Below are 17,769 nucleotides of genomic sequence, written 5' to 3'. Positions count from 1 at the left end.
ACCTGGACCGAGGAGGCAGTCATGGTCGCTACCGCAACTGTGGAGCGAACCGCGTCAGGTGTGTTCGGCGGAGTCGAGCCGGATGCCGCGTGGCGGGACGAGGTGCTGCGGCTCGCCGAGGAGCGCGACGCCGTCATCCTGGCGCACAACTACCAGCTGCCCGAGATCCAGGACATCGCCCACCACACCGGCGACTCCCTCGCCCTGAGCCGGATCGCCGCGCGGTCCGACGCGCAGACGATCATCTTCTGCGGCGTGCACTTCATGGCCGAGACCGCGAAGATCCTGGCGCCGGAGAAGACGGTGCTCATCCCGGACGAGCGCGCGGGGTGCTCGCTCGCCGACTCGATCACCGGTGCGCAGCTGCGCGAGTGGAAGGCGCAGCACCCCGGCGCGGTCGTCGTGTCCTACGTCAACACCACCGCCGAGGTGAAGGCCGAGACCGACATCTGCTGCACGTCGTCGAACGCGGTCGACGTGGTGGCGTCGATCCCGGCCGACCGCGAGGTGCTGTTCTGCCCGGACCAGTTCCTGGGCGCGCACGTCAAGCGGGAGACCGGCCGCGAGAACCTGCACATCTGGGCCGGTGAGTGCCACGTGCACGCCGGCATCAACGGTCCCGAGCTCGCCGAGCGCGCCGCCGCGAACCCGGACGCCGACCTGTTCATCCACCCCGAGTGCGGGTGCGCCACGAGCGCGCTCTACCTGAGCGGCGAGGGCATCGTGCCGGCGGAGAAGGTCAAGATCCTCTCGACCGGCGACATGATCACCGCGGCCCGGTCGACCAACGCCCGCAAGGTGCTCGTCGCGACCGAGGTCGGCATGCTGCACCAGCTCCGCAAGGCCGCCCCGGAGATCGACTTCCGCGCCGTCAACGACCGCGCGTCGTGCACCTACATGAAGATGATCACGCCGGCCGCGCTGCTGCGGTGCGTGCGGGACGGCCTGGACGAGGTGCACGTGGACCTCGAGACCGCCAAGCGCGCCCAGGGCGCCGTGCAGCGCATGATCGAGATCGGCCAGCCCGGCGGCGGTGAGTGATGGCCGCGCGCTGGGAGGCGCGAGCCGACCTGGTCGTGGTCGGCACGGGCGTGGCGGGGCTGACCGCCGCGCTGCGGGCTCGTGAGCTGGGTCTGCGCGTCCTGGTCGTGACGAAGGCCGCGGGCGACGACGGCAACACGCGCTGGGCCCAGGGTGGCGTCGCCGTCGTCATGGAGGACCAGCACGACCCCGGCGACTCGGTCGCGCGGCACGTCGAGGACACCCTGACGGCGGGCGCGGGCCTCTGCGACGACGCGGCGGTCGCCACGATCATCTCGGACGGTCCCGCGGCGGTGCGCAGGCTCCGCGACCGCGGCGCCGTGTTCGACGCGAAGCCCGACGGCCGGCTGGAACGCACCCGCGAAGGCGGCCACAGCGCGTTCCGCGTCGTGCACGCCGGCGGCGACGCGACCGGCGCCGAGGTCGAGCGCGCGCTGCTCAAGGCCACTGTGGACGGACGGGTTCCCCTGCTGGAGAACCACGTCGCGGTCGACGCGGTCAAGACGCCGCTCGGCGCGGTCGCGGGTCTGCTGGTGCTCGACGGCAACGGCGTGCCCGGTGTGCTCACCGCGCCCGCCGTGCTGCTCGCGACCGGTGGCCTCGGTCAGATGTACCAGGCGACCTCGAACCCGTCCGTCGCGACGGGCGACGGCCTGGCGCTGGCCCTGCGGGCGGGCGCGGTGGCGGCGGACGTCGAGTTCATCCAGTTCCACCCGACCGTCCTCTACACCGGCCGCGGTGCCAGGGGCCGCTGCCCGCTCGTCACGGAGGCCGTGCGCGGCGAGGGTGCCGTGCTGGTCGACGCGACCGGCGCGCGCGTGATGAAGGGCGTGCACCCGTTGGAGGACCTCGCCCCGCGCGACGTCGTGGCGGCGGCGATCACCCGGCACATGGCGCAGGGCCCCGGCGGCGTGGATGACCACGTCTTCCTGGACGCGACGGCGTTGCACGACATGGCGACCCGCTTCCCGACCGTGCACGCGGCGTGCGCGGCGGCGGGCGTCGACCCGGCTGTCGACCCGATTCCCGTTGCCCCGGCGGCACATTTCGCCTGCGGCGGCGTGGTGTCGTCCGTTGACGGCCGCACGGGCGTGACCGGCCTGTACGCCGTCGGCGAGGTGGCGAGGACGGGCTTGCACGGCGCGAACCGCCTGGCTTCCAACAGTTTGCTCGAAGGCCTGGTCTGCGGCACGCGCGCGGCCGAGGCCGTGGCGGCGGACCTCGCCGTGGGCTTCATCGCGCCCGCCCGTGCCGTGGACGCCGTGCTGCCGACGGCTCCCGTGGCGGACCGGGACATGCTCCAGCGCGTGATGTCCCGCTACGCCGCGATCGGCCGTGACGCCGAGGGCCTCGCGGTCGTCGGCTCGGTGCTCGACGTGTCCACTGTGGACAAGCAGCTCGAGTCGCGCGAGCTCGTCGAGGACGCGGCGCTGACCACGGCGGCCCGCGCCCTGATCGCGGCGGCGCAGCAGCGCACCGAGTCGCGCGGCTGCCACGTCCGCACCGACTTCACCGAGCGCTCGCCGTCGTGGCAGCGCACCCAGCTCGTCCGGCTCACCCCGACCGGTCAGCCCGTGCTGGCCGATCCCGTTCTGGCCGATCCTGTTCTGGCAGAGGGTGTCGCATGACCGAAATCGACTGGGAGGACGCGAACCGCGTCATCCAGCTCGCGTTGGAAGAGGACCTCCGCTACGGCCTCGACGCCACGACCCTCGCGACGGTGCCGGAGAAGGCCGTCGCCACCGCCGAGATCACGCCCCGGTCGGCCGGGGTGCTGTGCGGCGTGGAGATCGCCAGGGCCGCTTTCCAGCGCTACCTCGGCGACGTCGAGGTGCTGCACGAGGCCCGCGACGGCGACAAGGCGGTTCCCGGCGAGCCCGCGCTCGTGCTGTCCGGCCGGACCCGCGGCCTGCTCACCGTCGAGCGCACGGCGTTGAACCTCGTCTGCCACCTGTCCGGCATCGCCACGCGGACCGCCCGCTGGGTCGACGCCGTCGAGGGCACGGGCGCGAAGATCCGCGACAGCCGCAAGACGTTGCCGGGCCTGCGGCTCCTGCAGAAGTACGCGGTCCGGTGCGGTGGCGGGGTCAACCACCGGATGGGCCTCGGCGACGCGATCCTGATCAAGGACAACCACGTCGCCGCCGCCGGGTCGGTGGCCGCCGCGATCCGCGCGGCTCGCGCGCACGCGCCGGACCTGCTGATGGAGGTCGAGGTCGACAGCCTGGAGCAGCTCGACGAGGCGATCGCCGAAGGCGCGGAACTGGTGCTGCTGGACAACTTCACGCCGGAGCAGTGCGCGCTGGCCGTCGCCAGGCGGCCGGAGGGCGTCAGGCTGGAGGCCTCCGGCGGGCTCACGCTCGACGTGGCCCGCGCCTACGCCGAGACGGGTGTGGACTACCTGGCGGTGGGCGGGCTCACGCACTCGTCGCCGTCGCTGGACCTGGGCCTCGACCTCCGCTGACCGAAGGCCCCGGACCGGGGTCACCCGCGCTGGGCCTCCGCCCGCGGCCGGTACCGCGCGAAACCGCCGTGCCTGACGCCGGGGAAGTCCCGCACCCGGCGCCAGTCGGCGGTGACCGAGCCGACCCCGTTGCCGTCGGACACCGCGTCGGCGTGGTCCTGCGCGCTGGCCCACTCGGCGTAGTTGACCACTTGCCTGCCGTCGTCCCGGATGTGGAACGCGGCGGAGATGCCGCCGGGATGCGGATTCGGCTCGCTCGCGAGAGCGACGAACACCGAGTCGACCCACGCCTTGGCGGTCGTTTCGTCGTCCGTGTCGATCGTGACCAGGACGACGCATCCGGCGGTCCGGTCCCCACCGGCCGTCCCGCCGGTGCGGTAGAGCGTGAAGCCGTCGAGGTCAGTGCGGTCGCGGACGAACGAGGGCAGTTCGGGAAGTGTCATACCCCGATCCTGCGATCTCGACCTGACTGGAGGTCAAGCCAGGTCAGCGCAACCGCCGGTTCGCCAGCACGGGCAGCACCTCGCGGGCCTTCTCCACCGCGGCGAGGTCGAGGTCGACGACCACGACCTCCGGCTGGGCGGAGAGCCGCGCCAGCACGGTGCCGAACGGGTCCGCGACGGTCGAGCAGCCGATGCCGGTCGGCGCGGAGGAGCCCAGGTCGCCGGGGTAGGCCTGCCCGCACGCCACGACGAACGAGGTGCAGTCCAGGGCGCGGGCCCGCACGAGCAGCTCCCACTGCTCCTCCTTGCCCGGCCCCGCGCCCCAGGAGGCCCCGACCAGCACCGCCGACGCGCCTTTGTCGGCCAGAGCGCGGAAGAGCTCGGGGAAGCGGAGGTCGTAGCACGTCGCCACACCCAGCGTGACGCCGTCGACCTCGAAGGTCACCACGTCCGAGCCGGGCGCGACCGTGCGCGACTCCTGGAACCCGAACGCGTCGAACAGGTGGATCTTGTCGTAGCCGAGGTGGACGTCCCGCCCCGTCACCAGCAGCGTGTTCGTCACCCGGTCGCCGGCCGGCGTGAACATCCCCGCCACCACCACGACGTCGTGCTCGACGGCGATCTCGCGCACCGCGGACGCCCACGGCCCGTCCAGCGGCTCCGCGACCGGGCCCAGCGGTACGCCGAAGCGGCACATCGTCGCCTCGGGCAGCAGCACGACCCGCGCGCCCTCGGCCCGGCGCACCGCGTCGCGGACGAGCTCCAGGTTGGACCGGGGATCGGTCGTCGAGCTGATCTGGCTCACAGCGATGCGCATGAGGATCACTGTAGGGTCCCCACCCGTGCGTTCCCCACTGCTTCTCGTCGTGTTGCTGGCCGTCGCGGGCTGCACCGAGACCGCCACACCGAACCCGGACGGTGGCTCGAACGGCACGTCGATCGTGCTCGCCGACCGGGACGAGCCGGTCACGCTGAACCCGCTGCTCGGTTACGGCGCGCAGGGCGTGTCGAAGATCTACGACGGCCTCGTCGAACACCGCCAGGACGGCTCGCTGCGCCCGCAGCTCGCCGCCGACCTGCCCGAACCGGCCGCCGACGGGCTGAGCTGGACCGTGCGGCTGCGCGGCGACGTGAAGTTCACCGACGGCAGCGCGTTCGGCGCTGAGGACGTCGTCGCCACCTACACCGCGGCGCTGCGCAGTCCCGTCAAGGACAGGTTCGGCACGCTCAAGGCCGTCGAGCAGGTCGACCCGTCGACCGTCCGCTTCGCGCTGAACCAGCAGCACGCCGCGTTCCCGCACCTGCTCGTGCTCGGCGTCCTGCCGAGCGAGCAGGCGAACCCGGACGGCCAGCCGGTCGGCACCGGCCCTTACCGGGTCACCGACTGGAAGAAGGGCGACCGGCTGCTGCTGACGGCCAACGACGGCTACTTCGACGGCGCCCCGAAGATCAAGAAGGTGACGATCGTGTTCGTCACCGACGACAACCAGCGGGCCGGCCGCATGCAGGACGGCGAGTTCGACGGCACCGTGCTGCCGCCCAAGATCGCGGAGCCGTTCAGCGGCCGCTCCAACCTGCTCGTGCGGTACCACCGCAGCGCCGACTACCGGGCCGTCGCGCTGCCCGCGGCCCACCCGGTCACCGGCAACGCCGCCATCCGCCTCGCGCTCAACTACGCCACGAACCGCCAGGGCATGATCGACAGCCTGCTCGACGGCAGGGGGACCGTCGCCTACACGCCGGTCCCCGACGCGCTGGCCGAGGAGTTCGACCCGACCGCGAAGTTCCGCTTCGACAAGGCGGAGGCCACCCGCCGGCTCGACGAGGGGGGCTGGGTGCCCGGCGCGGACGGCATCCGCGTCCGCGAGGGCGTGCCCGCCCGCTTCACCCTGATGTACCCGCTCGGCGACGCCCTGCGCGCGGACCTCGCGGCGGCGTTCGCGGCCGACGCCAAGGCCGTGGGCGTGGACGTGCAGCTCGCCGGGCTGTCGTGGGAGGCGATCCGCCCGAGGGTGGGCCAGGACGCGCTGCTCGCCGGCGAGGGCTCGCCGTTCGACCCGGACCTGATGCTCTACGACCTGCGCGGCCAGGGCGGTCCCGCCGCCGACGCGGCGCTCGAGAACGGCCGCAAGCTCATCGACCCGGCGCAGCGGGCGGTGGCGTACAAGCTCTTCCAGCAGGCGTTCGTCGCCGCGCCGTCGATGGTGGTGCTGGTCTTCCCCGAGCACGCGTACGTGATGCGCGACTCGTGGAACGGCTACCAGCCCGTGGTCGACCCGAACTCCTACGGCGCGCTGGCCTGGGGCCCGTGGTGGAACCTCGACAAGTGGGAGCCCAAGTAGCCGTCAGAGGGTCCGGGCGTTGATGTCGCGGACTGCCTTCTCCGGGTCGTCCGCCCAGAACTCGACGCGCTCGACCTGCCGCGCGCCGGTCTTGCCGAGGTCCACGAGCTGCGGCTCGCGGAACGGCACGGACACGTTCGTCCTGGTCAGCGACTGGACGACGAGCGCGTCGCCGATCACCTCGACGCTGCGCCGCCCCCGGTGGGACCGCTCGGCGACCCGCGCCGCCCCGAGGTCGGCGGTCGGGATGCGCCAGTCGAAGAACCCGAGCTGCCGCAACCGCAGCTCGTCCGCGGAGATCGTGTGCGGCTGGCGGTACAGCACGTAGAGAGCGCCCACGCACACGACGGTGTTCAGCACGCCCAGGACGATCAGCGCGATGAGCAGCCACGGGATGTCCAGGCCGAGCGCGACCAGCGCGACCCCGACCGCCGTGATGATCAGGAACCGCACGTACCGCGGCCGCATGCGCTTGCCGTAGGGGATCTCCACCGTGGAATCGAGCATGGGATCGAGCCTATTTTCGCGGTGCGTGAACCATGCCGCCGGGGTCGCCGGTCCGGGGTGGCACAGTGGTGCCGGTGAGCGACCTGATCTTCCTGGACAGCGCCGGTTCCTCGATCCCGCCCGCCGAGGTGGTCGACGAGGTGGTCGGCCACCTCCGCCGGGAGACCGAGATCGGCGGCTACCGGGCCGCCGCGGAACGGCATGATGACGTGGAGGCGGGCTACGGCGTGCTGGCCGAGCTCTTCGGGTGCGAGCCGTCCGAGGTCGCGTTCACCGACAGCGCGACCCGGTCGTGGCTCACCGCGTTCGACGCCGTCGTGCTGGGCGAGGGCGACCGCGTGCTCATCACCGAGGTCGAGTACGGCGGCAACGCGGTGCCGATGCTGCGCCGCGCGGAGGAGACCGGCGCGACGATCGAGGTCATGCCGTCCGACCGGCACGGGCAGGTCGACGTCGAGGCGCTGGACCTGGACGACCGGGTCAAGCTGATCTCGCTCGTGCACGTGCCCACGAACGGCGGCCTGGTCAACCCGGTCGCCGAGATCACCGCGAAGGTCCGTGAGGCGGGTGCGCTGGTGCTGCTCGACGCCTGCCAGTCGGCCGGTCAGCTCGACCTGCGCCACCTCGACTACGACGTGCTGGTCTGCACCGGCCGCAAGTGGCTGCGCGGGCCGCGCGGCACGGGCGCGCTGGTCGTGCGGAACGACGCGCGGCGCAGGATGCGGCCGCGGTTGTTCGACCACAGCGCCGCCGAGTGGACCGCGCCCGGCCGCTTCGCGCCGCGGGACGACGCGCGGGTGTTCGAGCTGTGGGAGTTCAGCGTGGCCGACCGGCTGGGCCTGATCGCCGCCGCGAAGTACGCCCTGGCCAAGGGTCCTGATGTGATCGAGGCCGAGGTCACCGCCCGCGCGGCGCGCTTGCGCGACGGTCTCGCGGCGATCGACGGGATCACCGTGCGCGACCTCGGCGAACGGCGGTGCGGCATCGTCACGTTCACGAGCGACCGGGTGCCGGCGACGGAGCTCAAGGACCGGCTCTGGCGGGAGGACGTCGCCGTCACCGTGTCGCAGCGCGGGTCGACGTTGATCGACATGACGCGGCGCGGCCTGGACGAAGTAGTGCGGGCCTCACCGCACTACTTCGTCACCGACCAGGAGGTCGACCAGGCGCTGGAGAGGATCAGCAGGTCTGCCCGATGACCCGCTTCACGCAGTCCGAGTAGCTCATCAGCAGGTCGACGGCGCGGTCGTTGCGGGCGGTCTGCGCCGCGATGACCGTGTCACGCGGGTAGAAGCCGTTCAGGGCGCCGCCGCTGGCCGGGTACATCTCGAAGGTGTACGCCCAGATCTTGTGCTGGCCCCACATCCAGTCGTCGCTGCTGCCGTCGGTGATGTACAGGTCGCTCGCCTGCTCCGGCGTGTAGCCGTTGGTGGCGGCCATCTGCCTGCCGAGCGTCTGGAACGCGCGGGCCTCGTCCGCGTTGAGGCCCGTGTCCGTGTCCGCCTGCGTGTAGCCGTACGGCCACAGCACGAGCTCCGAGTACGAGTGGAAGTCGATGAACGTCTTGATCTGCTGGCTGCCACCGACCACGCGCGAGTTCACGAAGTCGCGGATGCGGGCGGTCTCCGGAGCGGAGAACGCCGCCGTGCCGCGGTAGGTGTCCGACGTGCTGCTGCCGCTCGAACCGCCGCAGCAGCCCCACTTGTAGCCCCAGTTGCGGTTGAGGTCGGTGCCGTTGCCCTGGCGGTTCTTGCGCCAGCCGCGGAACGAGCCGGTGGCGATGTCGTACTCGGCGCCGTCCGGGTTCATCATCGGGACGATCCAGACCTCGCGGTTGTCGACGAGGTTCTTGACCGCCGGGGTGGCGTAGCTGTCGGTGTAGCGCTTGGCGATCTGCAGGCACTGCTCGACGGTCAGGTGCTCGCGGGCGTGCTGGCCGCAGACGAACAGCACCTCCGGCTCGCTCTCGTCGGAGGCCACGTTGTCACTGATCTTGAGTGCCCAGATGTCCCGGTTCTGGTAGCTCTTGCCGATGCTGCGCAGGCTGGCCAGCGCCGGGTGGTCGCGGACGGTCTGCTGCAGCTCCGCGGTGGTCTCCGCGAAGTTGTGGTAGCCGGTGTAGCCGGACGGGAAGTCCTGCGTGCCGACCTGGCCGGGCTGCGGGTCCGCGAACTGGACCTGGCCGAGCTTCTTGAGCTCCTGCTCGAAGTCGCCGACGTAGGTGATCGGCAGCCCGGTCGCCTGCAGGGCGCGGTACTGGGCCTTGTCGGCCACGACCTGCACGGTCGTGAGCTTGGTCGCTCCGAGCACGTCGACACCGGTCCTGGCGACCTGGGTGCGTTCGGCGGACGTGTCGGCGGTGACCTCCAGCAGGTAGCGGCCGGAGTCGGCGTTGCCGGGTGCCGCCATGCCCGCGACCAGCACGGGCAGGCAGAACCCGAGCACTGCGGCGATCGTGCCGCGGCGCTTGGTGAACATGGTTCCTCCATCATCGGCAGGGGTGTGCGACGGAGTGGTGCTCGACCGAGCGTGGCCGTGGCGTCACAGGCTGAGTAGCGCCGATAGCGGGGTGACCGTTGACAGATTTCCGCAGCTACTAGGCTGTGGTACATGCTCAGCCGCATCGACCTGCGAGGTCGCACCACGACTCCCGCTCAGTTGCGCGCCATCGTGCCGCGCGCCGAGATGGACGTGGACGCGGCGCTGCATCACGTGCGTCCCGTCGTGGAGGCGGTCGCGGCGCGCGGTGTCGAGGCCGTGCTCGAGTACACCGAGAAGTTCGACCGCGTCCGCCCCGACTCGGTCCGCGTGCCGGCCGCTGAGATCTCGTCCGCGCTGTCCTCGCTGGACCCGGCCGTGCGCGAGGCGCTGGAAGAGGTGATCGCGCGCACCAGGCGCGTGCACGCCGACCAGCGCCGCACCGAGACGACCACGCAGGTCGTCCCCGGCGGCACCGTGACCGAGAAGTGGGTGCCGGTCTCGCGCGTCGGTCTCTACGCGCCCGGCGGTCTCGCCGTCTACCCGTCGACCGTCGTGATGAACGTCGTGCCCGCCCAGATCGCCGGCGTCGAGTCGCTGGTGGTGTGCTCGCCGCCGCAGGCCGAGTTCGGCGGCCTGCCGCACCCGACGATCCTGGCAGCCGCCGCGCTGCTCGGCGTCGACGAGGTGTGGGCAGCGGGTGGCGCGCAGGCGCTGGCGCTCATGGCCTACGGCGGGGTGGACACCGATGGCGGCGAGCTGGCCCCGGTGGACATCATCACCGGCCCCGGCAACATCTACGTGGCGGCGGCCAAGCGGCTGCTGCGCGGCCTGATCGGCATCGACTCCGAGGCGGGACCGACGGAGATCGCGATCCTCGCCGACTCGTCGGCCGACCCGGTGCACGTGGCCGCCGACCTGATCAGCCAGGCCGAGCACGACCCGCTGGCCGCCTCCGTGCTGGTGACGGACTCCGAGGAGCTCGCGGACGCCGTCGACGCCGAGCTGGAGCGCCAGATCCGCGCGACGAAGCACGTCGAACGGATCCGCACGGCGCTGAACGGCAAGCAGTCCGGCACCGTGCTGGTGTCCTCCGTGGACGAAGGCGTCCGCGTCGTCGACGCCTACGCCGCCGAGCACCTGGAGATCCAGACGCGCGACGCGCGCGGGGTGGCCGCGCGGATCCGTTCCGCCGGAGCCATCTTCGTCGGCGCCTACGCGCCGGTGTCGCTGGGCGACTACTGCGCCGGCTCGAACCACGTGCTGCCCACCGGCGGCTGCGCGCGGCACTCGTCGGGACTGTCCGTGCAGACGTTCCTGCGCGGCATCCACGTGATCGACTACTCCGAGGAAGCGCTCCGCGACGTCGCGGACAAGGTCGTCGCGCTGGCCAACGCGGAGGACCTGCCCGCGCACGGGCAGGCCGTCACGGCGAGGTTCCCCCGGTGAAGCCCGTGGTGGGAGCGCGGGTGGAGTTGTCGGACCTGCCCCTGCGCGAGGACCTGCGCGGCCGCACGCCGTACGGCGCACCGCAGCTCGACGTGCCGTACCGCCTGAACACCAACGAAAACCCGTACGCGCCGACACCCGCCCTCGCGGCGGACGTCGTCGCGGCCGTCGCGGAGATCGCCGGTGAGCTGCACCGCTACCCGGACCGCGACGCGGTGGCGTTGCGCGAGGACCTGGCGGCCTACCTGACCGAAGCCACGTCGGTCCCGCTGACGGCCGAGAACGTCTGGGCCGCCAACGGGTCCAACGAGATCCTCCAGCAGGTGCTGCAGGCGTTCGGCGGACCGGGCCGGGTGGCGCTGGGCTTCGAGCCGTCGTACTCGATGCACCCGATCATCGCCGCCGGCACCCGCACCGAGTGGTCACCGACGCCGCGCCGCCCCGACTTCTCGCTCGACGTGGAGAAGGCCGCCGCGGTGATCGCCGAGACGCGGCCGGACGTCGTCTTCGTGACGTCGCCGAACAACCCGACGGGCCAGTCGATCCCGCTCGACGACCTGCGCCTGCTGATCGCGTCCACCACGGGCATGATCGTCGTCGACGAGGCGTACGCGGAGTTCTCCCCGCAGGAGAGCGCGATCAAGCTGCTCGACGAGTACGGCTCGCGGCTCATCGTCTCGCGCACGATGTCGAAGGCGTTCGCCTTCGCCGGCGGACGCCTGGGCTACCTGGCGGCGGCTCCGGCGGTGGTCGACGCGTTGCAGCTGGTCCGCCTGCCCTACCACCTGTCGCAGCTGACCCAGGCTGCCGCGCGGGCCTCGCTGCGGCACGCCGCGGAGACGCTGGGATCGGTCGCGCGGCTCGCCGCCGAACGCGACCGGGTCGTCTCGGCGTTGACGGAGCTGGGTTTCCAGGTCGTGCCATCGGACGCGAACTTCGTGCTGTTCGGCTGGTTCGAGGACGCACGGTCGGTGTGGAAGTCCTACTTGGACCACGGCGTGCTCATCAGGGACGTCGGAATCGCGGGTCACCTGCGGGTGACCATCGGAACGCCCGAGGAGAACGACGCCTTCCTCGCGGCCAGCAAGGAGGTCGGCCGGTGAGCCGTGTTGGCAAGGTGGAGCGCACCACCAGGGAGTCGTCGGTCCGCGTCGAGATCGACCTGGACGGCACCGGTCAGGTCGAGATCAGCACCGGCGTGCCGTTCTACGACCACATGCTCACCGCGTTCGGGGTGCACGGCAGCTTCGACCTGGTCGTCCGCGCCACCGGTGACACGCACATCGACGCCCACCACTCCGTGGAGGACATCGCGATCGTGCTGGGCCAGGCGTTGCGCGAGGCGCTGGGGGACAAGAAGGGCATCCGCCGCTTCGGCGACTGCTGGATCCCGATGGACGAGACCCTCGCGCACGCGTCGGTCGACGTCTCCGGCCGCCCGTACACCGTGCACCGCGGCGAGCCGGAGCAGTTCAACTCGTTCGTGATCGGCGGCAACTACCCGTTCGTGCTCAACCGGCACGTCTTCGAGTCGCTGGCCTTCCACGCCCAGATCGCGCTGCACGTGCGCGTCGAGTACGGCCGCGACCCGCACCACATCGCGGAGGCCGAGTACAAGGCGATCGCACGGGCCCTGCGCGCGGCCGTCGAACCCGACCCGCGCGTCGCCGGCGTCGTCCCGTCGACCAAGGGCGTGCTGTAGATGCCGAAGGAGGTCGTCGTCATCGGCCTGCTGGCCCTCGCGGGTTTCCTGGCCGGTGGCGTCTACGCGACGTGGAAGACCGCCAGGCTGATGGCGGTCATCCTGCTGGTGCTGATCGTGCTCGCGGTGGGCGGCGCCGTCCTCTGGCTCATCTAGGACCGAACCGCCAGAATCGAGCACGTGGGCGAGCCTGACTTCGACGCGTTCATCTCGTACAACAGAGCGCTCGACGGTGTGCTCGCTCCGGCGCTGCAGCGCGGTGTGCAGCGCTTCGCCAAGCCCTGGTACCGGCCGCGCGCGTCCCGGGTGTTCCTCGACGACGCGACCCTGCCGGCGAGCCCCGGGCTGTGGACGTCGATCGAGGAGCACCTGGCCCGGTCGCGCTGGCTGGTCCTGATGGCCTCGCCGGAGGCCGCCGCCTCGACGTGGGTCAACCGCGAGCTGGAGTGGTGGCTGGAACACCGGTCCGCCCAGCGGATCCTCGTCGTGCTCACCTCGGGCGAGTACGCCCAGTCGGTGCCCCCGCGGGTGCGCAGGGCGCTCGGCGAGGAGCCGCGCTGGGTCGACCTGCGGTGGTTGCGGTCGGCGGAGAACGTCGACGAGTCGAACCCGCGGCTGCGCGAGTGCGTCGCGGACATCGCGAGCGCGGTGCGCGGGGTGCCGAAGGACGACCTGGTCGGCGAGCACGTCCGCCAGCACCGCCGCACGATGCGGCTGGCGCGCGGCGCGGTCACGGCGCTGGCGGTGCTGGCCGCGGCCGTGCTGGTCGCGGCGCTGATCGCGGTGGCGCAGCGCGACGACGCCATCGCCCAGGCCCGCACGGCGACGGCGAGGGGACTCGCGTCGGCGGCGGTGGCGAACCTGCGCACCGACCTCGCGCTGAGCCAGGTGCTCGCGGCCGAGGGCTACCGGGTCGAGCCGAACGCCGAGACCCGGTCCGCGCTCTTCCAGGCGTTGACGGCCAGCCCGCAACTCGACCGGTACGTGCAGGTCGGCGGCGAGGTGTCCGCCCTCGCCGCGTCGGCGGACGGCAAGATCGCCGTCGCCGGCACCGAGGACGGCAGGGTGGTGCGGCTCGACCTCGCCGCGGGTTCGCGTGCCGAGACGGAGGTCGGGTCGAGCCCGGTGACCGCGGTGGCGGTGAACGCCGACGGCGCGGTGGTCGCCGCCTCCTCCGCGGGCTCGTCGGTGCGCTGGGACGCCCGCTCCGGTGACGTGCGGCGGTTCGAGACTCCGGCGGACCTGTCGTCCGTGCTGGTGGCGGTGTCGCCGTCGGGCCGGTTCACCGCCGTCCACGCGACCACGCGCGACGGCGGGGAGGGCCACTTCCTGTCGATCGTCCACGATGGACGGACGGACCGCCGCGCGCAGCGGGACGGGACCGCCTGGCCGTTGCTCGGGATGCGGCTCCCGGACGACGGGACGCTGCTGGAGCTGACCGACTTCGAGTGGACGCGCCGGTCCCCGGCGAGCATGGAGGTCCTCGCCACCGCACAGGGCAACGTGCTGCCCGCCAACGGGTTCTGGATCGGCCTGTCCGCGAACGGCGACCACTTCGGCTGGTCCGCCGACGGTGAGACGAGGTTGTGGCGCACCGACCGTCCCGCGTTCGACCACGACTCGCAGGACGTCGCGCTGCCCGATGGCCGTCCCAACCCGTCCCACGTGGCGATCAGCGACAACGGCGCCCGCACGGCCGTGGCCGACATCGGCACGATCCACGTCTACGACATGACCGGCCCGACGGCCGGTGAACGCGCGCGACTGGACGGCAACAGCGACACGACCTTCGTCGAGTTCCTCGGTTCCACCGACCGCCTGGTCTCCGCCTCGCTCGACCGGCTCGTGCTGTGGGACCTCACCCGCAACACCCGCCTGGCCTCCGAGCTGGGAACCCGCTCGCCGCTGTCGTGCAACGCCTGCCCCGCCCCCTGGCTCGCCGTCGAGGACGGCAGGGTCGCCGTCGCCGCGGGTGCGGACGTGGCGGTCGGGTCGTCGTCGGAGTCCGTGGGCCCGGACAGCGAGTTCGGCCCGGTGGCGTGGAACTCGACCGGCGACAAGCTCTACGCCGTGACGCTGCCCGAGGGCATCGGCGAGACCTGGGACACCCGGCCGGGACTGCGGCGGTCCGTGCGGTGGAAGGGCGACGTGGTCGCCGAGCACCTGGTCGCCCTGCGCGCCGCCGCCGACGACAGCCGGCTCGTCACCGTGAACGAGCAGGGCGACGTGCAGCTCTTCTCCGGCCCCGACCTCGCCCTGGAACGCACGACCACCCTCGGCCGCCGCCTCGACCACGCGGGCTGGCCGCCGGCCGGGCACCTCGCCGCGATCAGCGCGGACGCCTCCGCCGCCGCGGTGGCCACCCCGGACTCCGTCGAGCTGGTCGACACCTCGACCGGTGCCCGCCGCTCACTCGGCGGCCGCGCCGACGCGGTCGCGTTCACCGACGACAGCCTGCTCGTCCAGCGCGACGGCACCATCGAGATCTGGGACACCGCGGGCACCTCGCACCGCGACGTGCCCACCGACCCCAGCTACCTGCCGGGGATCGCCGCCGGCCCGAGCACCACCCTCGCCGCCCAGCTCCGCCGCGACCACGCGATGGTGATCACGGACCTCGGCACCGGTGAGGTCGTCGGACAGGTGCCGCTGGTCGAGCAGCGCGGCCGGTTCGGGCGCATCGGTGTGGCGTTCGACGGCGACCGGCGCGTGGTCACGGCGATCTCCGACTCGCCGCTCACCGCGTGGGACCTGTCCGAGGAGAACTGGGTGCGCTCGGCGTGCGCGTCCGCCGGCCGTGGCCTGACGGCGGACGAATGGCGCCGGTACGTGGGCACCTCGCCGCCCGCCGACCTCACCTGCGGGTGAGCAGCCAGTGGAACGTGGCCGGGTCCGGCTCGTGCATCGTCACCAGGTCGTCCACGACGATCTCCAGGTGCTCCGCGAGCAGTTCCCGGTTCACGTCGGGCGTGTTGCTGCCGAAGAACATCTCGACGCCGAGCCAGGTCTCGGTGGTGTCCGGCGTGCCGGTGCCGAGCGACGCCAGGAACACGCCGCCGGGCGTGAGCCACCGCGCGATCTTCGCGATGAGCGCGGGCTGCTCGGCGCGTGGCACGTGCAGGATCGAGTAGAACGCCGTGACTCCGTCGAACGTGCCGTCCGGGAAGTCGAGCGCCGTCATGTCGGCCTTCTCGAACCGCGCGTTGGGCACGTTCGCGCGCGCGAGGTCGATCTGCTGCTGTGACAGGTCGACGCCGAGCACGTCGTGCCGTTCGGCGAGCTCCCGGCTGCACGGGAGGCCCGCGCCACAACCGAGGTCGAGGACCTTCGCCCGGTCGGGCAGGTGGGTCTCGAACTCCGCGAGGTAGTGCAGGCGCGGGTCGTCGGCGATCTCCGCGGACCACGTGAGGTAGTGCTCCGCCATGGCGTCGTAGCCGGCCTCGACGATGCGTTTCACGCGGTGCCCAGGTACTCGGGCGGGACGTGCCCGGTGAGCCACACCCCGTTGGCGCTCAACCGGAACTCGTGGCCGTCCGCGTGCATCGCCTTCGCGTCGACGGTGAGGATCAACGGCCGCCCGCGCCGGGCGCCGACCCGGCGCGCGGTCTCGCGGTCGGGGGAGAGGTGCACGTCGTGACGCGACATGGGGCGCAGGCCGTCGCGCAGGATGTCGTCGAGGAACTGCGCGACCGTGCCGTGGAACAACTGGTCCGGCGGAACCGCGGTCGGCAGGCCGAGGTCCACCTCGACGCTGTGGCCCTGGTTGGCGCGGATGCGGTCGCCGTCGATGGTGAAGCGCTTCTTGTCGTTGCGCGCCACCACGTCGTGCAGGTCTTCCGGCGTGATGCCCAGTGCGTTCAGGACGTCGGCCACCGGCACCCAGCCGGCCGGGTCCAGGGTGAGGCCGACGCGCTCCGGCTGGTGCCGGAGCGCTTTGGACATCCGCTTCGAGAGGCGGATCATTCTTTCGTCTTCCATTCGGGCTCCAGCAAACCACAGCCTGTCCAGCCGTTTTGCGGTTCGATGGGTCTGTGTGGCGCGAACGGGTGGTTCCGGCCGAGACCGAGATCTTCGTGGCCTGGCGGGAGTGGCCGGGGGAGCGGACGGTGCTCGCGATCCACGGTGGCCCCGACTGGGACCACAGCTACCTGCGGGATCCGCTCGACCGGGTCGCCTGCCGCCTGCTGATGCCGGACCTGCGCGGCTGCGGCCGGTCGGGCCGGGTGCCCGAGTACCACCCCGATGGCGTGGTGGAGGACCTCGTGCGGGTGCTGGACGCGTTCGAGGTGGAGCGCGCGGACGTGCTGGGCCACTCCTACGGCGGCATGGTGGCGCAGCGGTTCGCGATCACCCATCCGTCGCGCGTGCGCAGCCTGGTCGTGGCGGGCAGCAGCGTGCTGCCGGTGCCGCCGGACGCCTTCGCGGGGTGGGCCGGGCGCGACGAGGTCCTGGCGCGGCAGGAGGACCCGTGGCAACGGCGGGACCTGTCGCCGGAGGAGTGCGTGCGGGCCGAGGCGTTCGCCGCCGCCGAGGCCAACGTCCGGCGACCGGCGGCGATGCCCGGTTACCTGCGGCGGCTGGAGGAGGTCAGGTTCGGCGCGGAGTGGGTGCGGCAGCTCCCGGCGCTGGTCTCGCCGCGGCTTCCGGACGCGGCGCGGCGGATCGCCGGCCTCGGCATCCCGGTGCTCCTGCTGCACGGGCGGCTGGACATGACGTTCCCCGCCGCGCTGGTCGAACCGACGCTGGAGCTGATCCCGCGAGCCCGCGCCGTGGTGCTGGAAGAGGCGGGGCACATGCTGCACGTCGACGAGCCGGAGGGCTTCCTGCGCGCCCTGCGGGAGTTCCTAGAGGGTGCCGCCTTCCACGACGGGCTTGAGCTGGGGCGCCCCCGGCCCGTGTGAGGCCTGCTCGTCGTCGATGTTCTGCAACGCGCAGCTCCGCAGGGACAGGCAACCGCAGCCGATGCAGCCGGTGAGGCGGTCGCGCAGCCGGTAGAGGGCGTCGATGCGGGCGTCGAGCTCCGCCTTCCACGAGCGGGAGAGGCGCTCCCAGTCGGACTTCGTGGGCGTGCGGTTGTCGGGTAGCTGGGCCAGGGCGTCGCGGACGTCCTCGAGGCTGAGGCCCACGCGTTGCGCGGTGCGGATGAAGGCCAGGCGGCGCAGCACCGAGCGCTGGTAGCGCCGCTGGTTGCCCGCTGTGCGGACGGAGGCGATCAGGCCCCTGTCCTCGTAGAAGCGCAGGGCCGTGTGGGGGACGCCGCTGCGTTCGGCGACCTGGCCGATGGTCAGCATTTCCGGCAGCTTGCTCACCCGATCATGGTAACCGCTTGACCTCCAGCATGGT

18 protein-coding genes are annotated in these 17,769 nt (G+C 72.3%); 11 read left to right on the top strand and 7 right to left on the bottom strand.

Annotated elements, in window-relative coordinates; translation table 11 throughout:
• Positions 1–21 precede the first annotated feature (21 nt).
• Genes nadA through nadC form a run of 3 tightly spaced genes read left to right on the top strand, consistent with a single transcriptional unit; the run spans position 22 to position 3,505 of the window.
• Complete coding sequence (gene nadA / locus BMW88_RS11070; RefSeq protein WP_089950554.1) at positions 22–1,041, top strand: quinolinate synthase NadA; 1,020 nt, start codon at positions 22–24, stop codon at positions 1,039–1,041.
• Entirely contained in the window at positions 1,041–2,669 is a 1,629-nt protein-coding gene (locus BMW88_RS11065; RefSeq protein ID WP_089950553.1) for an L-aspartate oxidase, read from the top strand. The genes nadA and BMW88_RS11065 overlap by 1 nt, the downstream gene beginning before the upstream one ends.
• A complete protein-coding gene (gene nadC, locus BMW88_RS11060) occupies positions 2,666–3,505 on the top strand; it encodes a carboxylating nicotinate-nucleotide diphosphorylase (protein WP_089950552.1) in 840 nt (279 codons plus the stop codon). The genes BMW88_RS11065 and nadC overlap by 4 nt, the downstream gene beginning before the upstream one ends.
• A gap of 20 nt (positions 3,506–3,525) precedes the next feature.
• Here the strand turns inward: nadC and BMW88_RS11055 are convergent, their stop codons facing one another.
• Complete coding sequence (locus BMW88_RS11055; RefSeq protein ID WP_089950551.1) at positions 3,526–3,948, bottom strand: antibiotic biosynthesis monooxygenase; 423 nt, start codon at positions 3,946–3,948, stop codon at positions 3,526–3,528.
• A 43-nt stretch (positions 3,949–3,991) separates the two neighbouring features.
• Complete coding sequence (locus tag BMW88_RS11050) at positions 3,992–4,765, bottom strand: carbon-nitrogen hydrolase family protein (RefSeq protein ID WP_089950691.1); 774 nt, start codon at positions 4,763–4,765, stop codon at positions 3,992–3,994.
• Between the two features lie 25 nt (positions 4,766–4,790).
• Here BMW88_RS11050 and BMW88_RS11045 point away from each other — a divergent pair, with 25 nt between their 5' ends.
• Positions 4,791–6,290, top strand: coding sequence for an ABC transporter substrate-binding protein (locus tag BMW88_RS11045; protein ID WP_245777708.1), 1,500 nt, complete (start codon positions 4,791–4,793; stop codon positions 6,288–6,290).
• Positions 6,291–6,293: 3 nt separating this feature from the next.
• Here BMW88_RS11045 and BMW88_RS11040 read toward each other — a convergent pair whose 3' ends face one another.
• Positions 6,294–6,797, bottom strand: coding sequence for a hypothetical protein (locus tag BMW88_RS11040; RefSeq protein ID WP_089950549.1), 504 nt, complete (start codon positions 6,795–6,797; stop codon positions 6,294–6,296).
• 74 nt (positions 6,798–6,871) lie between these two features.
• Here BMW88_RS11040 and BMW88_RS11035 point away from each other — a divergent pair, with 74 nt between their 5' ends.
• On the top strand, positions 6,872–7,996 hold the full coding sequence (locus BMW88_RS11035) for an aminotransferase class V-fold PLP-dependent enzyme (RefSeq protein ID WP_245777707.1): 1,125 nt from the start codon (positions 6,872–6,874) through the stop codon (positions 7,994–7,996).
• Here the strand turns inward: BMW88_RS11035 and BMW88_RS11030 are convergent.
• Positions 7,977–9,275, bottom strand: a complete 1,299-nt coding sequence (locus BMW88_RS11030) for a M14 family metallopeptidase (protein WP_089950547.1) — start codon at positions 9,273–9,275, stop codon at positions 7,977–7,979. The genes BMW88_RS11035 and BMW88_RS11030 overlap by 20 nt on opposite strands.
• A 132-nt stretch (positions 9,276–9,407) precedes the next feature.
• Here BMW88_RS11030 and hisD point away from each other — a divergent pair, with 132 nt between their 5' ends.
• Genes hisD through BMW88_RS11010 form a run of 5 tightly spaced genes read left to right on the top strand, consistent with a single transcriptional unit; the run spans position 9,408 to position 15,294 of the window.
• Positions 9,408–10,724 (top strand): histidinol dehydrogenase, encoded by a 1,317-nt coding sequence (gene hisD / locus BMW88_RS11025; RefSeq protein ID WP_089950546.1) that lies wholly within the window; start codon positions 9,408–9,410, stop codon positions 10,722–10,724.
• Between the two features lie 5 nt (positions 10,725–10,729).
• Entirely contained in the window at positions 10,730–11,827 is a 1,098-nt protein-coding gene (locus BMW88_RS11020) for a histidinol-phosphate transaminase (RefSeq protein ID WP_089950690.1), read from the top strand.
• Positions 11,824–12,426, top strand: coding sequence for an imidazoleglycerol-phosphate dehydratase HisB (hisB, locus tag BMW88_RS11015; RefSeq protein WP_089950545.1), 603 nt, complete (start codon positions 11,824–11,826; stop codon positions 12,424–12,426). The genes BMW88_RS11020 and hisB overlap by 4 nt, the downstream gene beginning before the upstream one ends.
• On the top strand, positions 12,427–12,582 hold the full coding sequence (locus BMW88_RS41775; RefSeq protein WP_177221044.1) for a hypothetical protein: 156 nt from the start codon (positions 12,427–12,429) through the stop codon (positions 12,580–12,582).
• Between the two features lie 24 nt (positions 12,583–12,606).
• On the top strand, positions 12,607–15,294 hold the full coding sequence (locus tag BMW88_RS11010) for a TIR domain-containing protein (RefSeq protein ID WP_089950544.1): 2,688 nt from the start codon (positions 12,607–12,609) through the stop codon (positions 15,292–15,294).
• Here the strand turns inward: BMW88_RS11010 and BMW88_RS11005 are convergent.
• Both BMW88_RS11005 and BMW88_RS11000 read right to left on the bottom strand, forming a co-directional pair.
• A complete protein-coding gene (locus tag BMW88_RS11005; protein WP_245777706.1) occupies positions 15,281–15,883 on the bottom strand; it encodes a class I SAM-dependent methyltransferase in 603 nt (200 codons plus the stop codon). The genes BMW88_RS11010 and BMW88_RS11005 overlap by 14 nt on opposite strands.
• Entirely contained in the window at positions 15,880–16,404 is a 525-nt protein-coding gene (locus BMW88_RS11000; RefSeq protein WP_089950543.1) for an RNA 2'-phosphotransferase, read from the bottom strand. Before BMW88_RS11000 ends, BMW88_RS11005 begins: the two co-directional genes overlap by 4 nt.
• A gap of 53 nt (positions 16,405–16,457) precedes the next feature.
• Here BMW88_RS11000 and BMW88_RS10995 point away from each other — a divergent pair, with 53 nt between their 5' ends.
• Positions 16,458–17,327 (top strand): alpha/beta fold hydrolase, encoded by an 870-nt coding sequence (locus tag BMW88_RS10995; protein ID WP_089950542.1) that lies wholly within the window; start codon positions 16,458–16,460, stop codon positions 17,325–17,327.
• Here the strand turns inward: BMW88_RS10995 and soxR are convergent.
• Positions 17,271–17,717, bottom strand: coding sequence for a redox-sensitive transcriptional activator SoxR (gene soxR, locus BMW88_RS10990; protein WP_245777721.1), 447 nt, complete (start codon positions 17,715–17,717; stop codon positions 17,271–17,273). The two genes, BMW88_RS10995 and soxR, sit on opposite strands and share 57 nt — an antisense overlap.
• Between the last annotated feature and the right edge of the window lie 52 nt (positions 17,718–17,769).

The organism is Lentzea xinjiangensis (genome assembly GCF_900110955.1).
Taxonomy (GTDB): Bacteria; Actinomycetota; Actinomycetes; order Mycobacteriales; family Pseudonocardiaceae; genus Lentzea; species Lentzea xinjiangensis.
This window is presented reverse-complemented; position numbering and strand designations above follow the sequence as displayed.

Bases quoted from the DNA above. Each gene is read 5' to 3' on its own strand.
- hisD (WP_089950546.1), top strand. From the start codon at position 9,408: ATGCTCAGCCGCATCGACCTGCGAGGTCGCACCACGACTCCCGCTCAG.
- BMW88_RS11000 (WP_089950543.1), bottom strand. From the start codon at position 16,404: ATGGAAGACGAAAGAATGATCCGCCTCTCGAAGCGGATGTCCAAAGCG.
- nadC (WP_089950552.1), top strand. From the start codon at position 2,666: ATGACCGAAATCGACTGGGAGGACGCGAACCGCGTCATCCAGCTCGCG.
- BMW88_RS11030 (WP_089950547.1), bottom strand. From the start codon at position 9,275: ATGTTCACCAAGCGCCGCGGCACGATCGCCGCAGTGCTCGGGTTCTGC.
- BMW88_RS11055 (WP_089950551.1), bottom strand. From the start codon at position 3,948: ATGACACTTCCCGAACTGCCCTCGTTCGTCCGCGACCGCACTGACCTC.
- BMW88_RS41775 (WP_177221044.1), top strand. From the start codon at position 12,427: ATGCCGAAGGAGGTCGTCGTCATCGGCCTGCTGGCCCTCGCGGGTTTC.
- BMW88_RS11040 (WP_089950549.1), bottom strand. From the start codon at position 6,797: ATGCTCGATTCCACGGTGGAGATCCCCTACGGCAAGCGCATGCGGCCG.
- nadA (WP_089950554.1), top strand. From the start codon at position 22: ATGGTCGCTACCGCAACTGTGGAGCGAACCGCGTCAGGTGTGTTCGGC.
- BMW88_RS11050 (WP_089950691.1), bottom strand. From the start codon at position 4,765: ATGCGCATCGCTGTGAGCCAGATCAGCTCGACGACCGATCCCCGGTCC.
- soxR (WP_245777721.1), bottom strand. From the start codon at position 17,717: ATGCTGACCATCGGCCAGGTCGCCGAACGCAGCGGCGTCCCCCACACG.
- BMW88_RS11065 (WP_089950553.1), top strand. From the start codon at position 1,041: ATGGCCGCGCGCTGGGAGGCGCGAGCCGACCTGGTCGTGGTCGGCACG.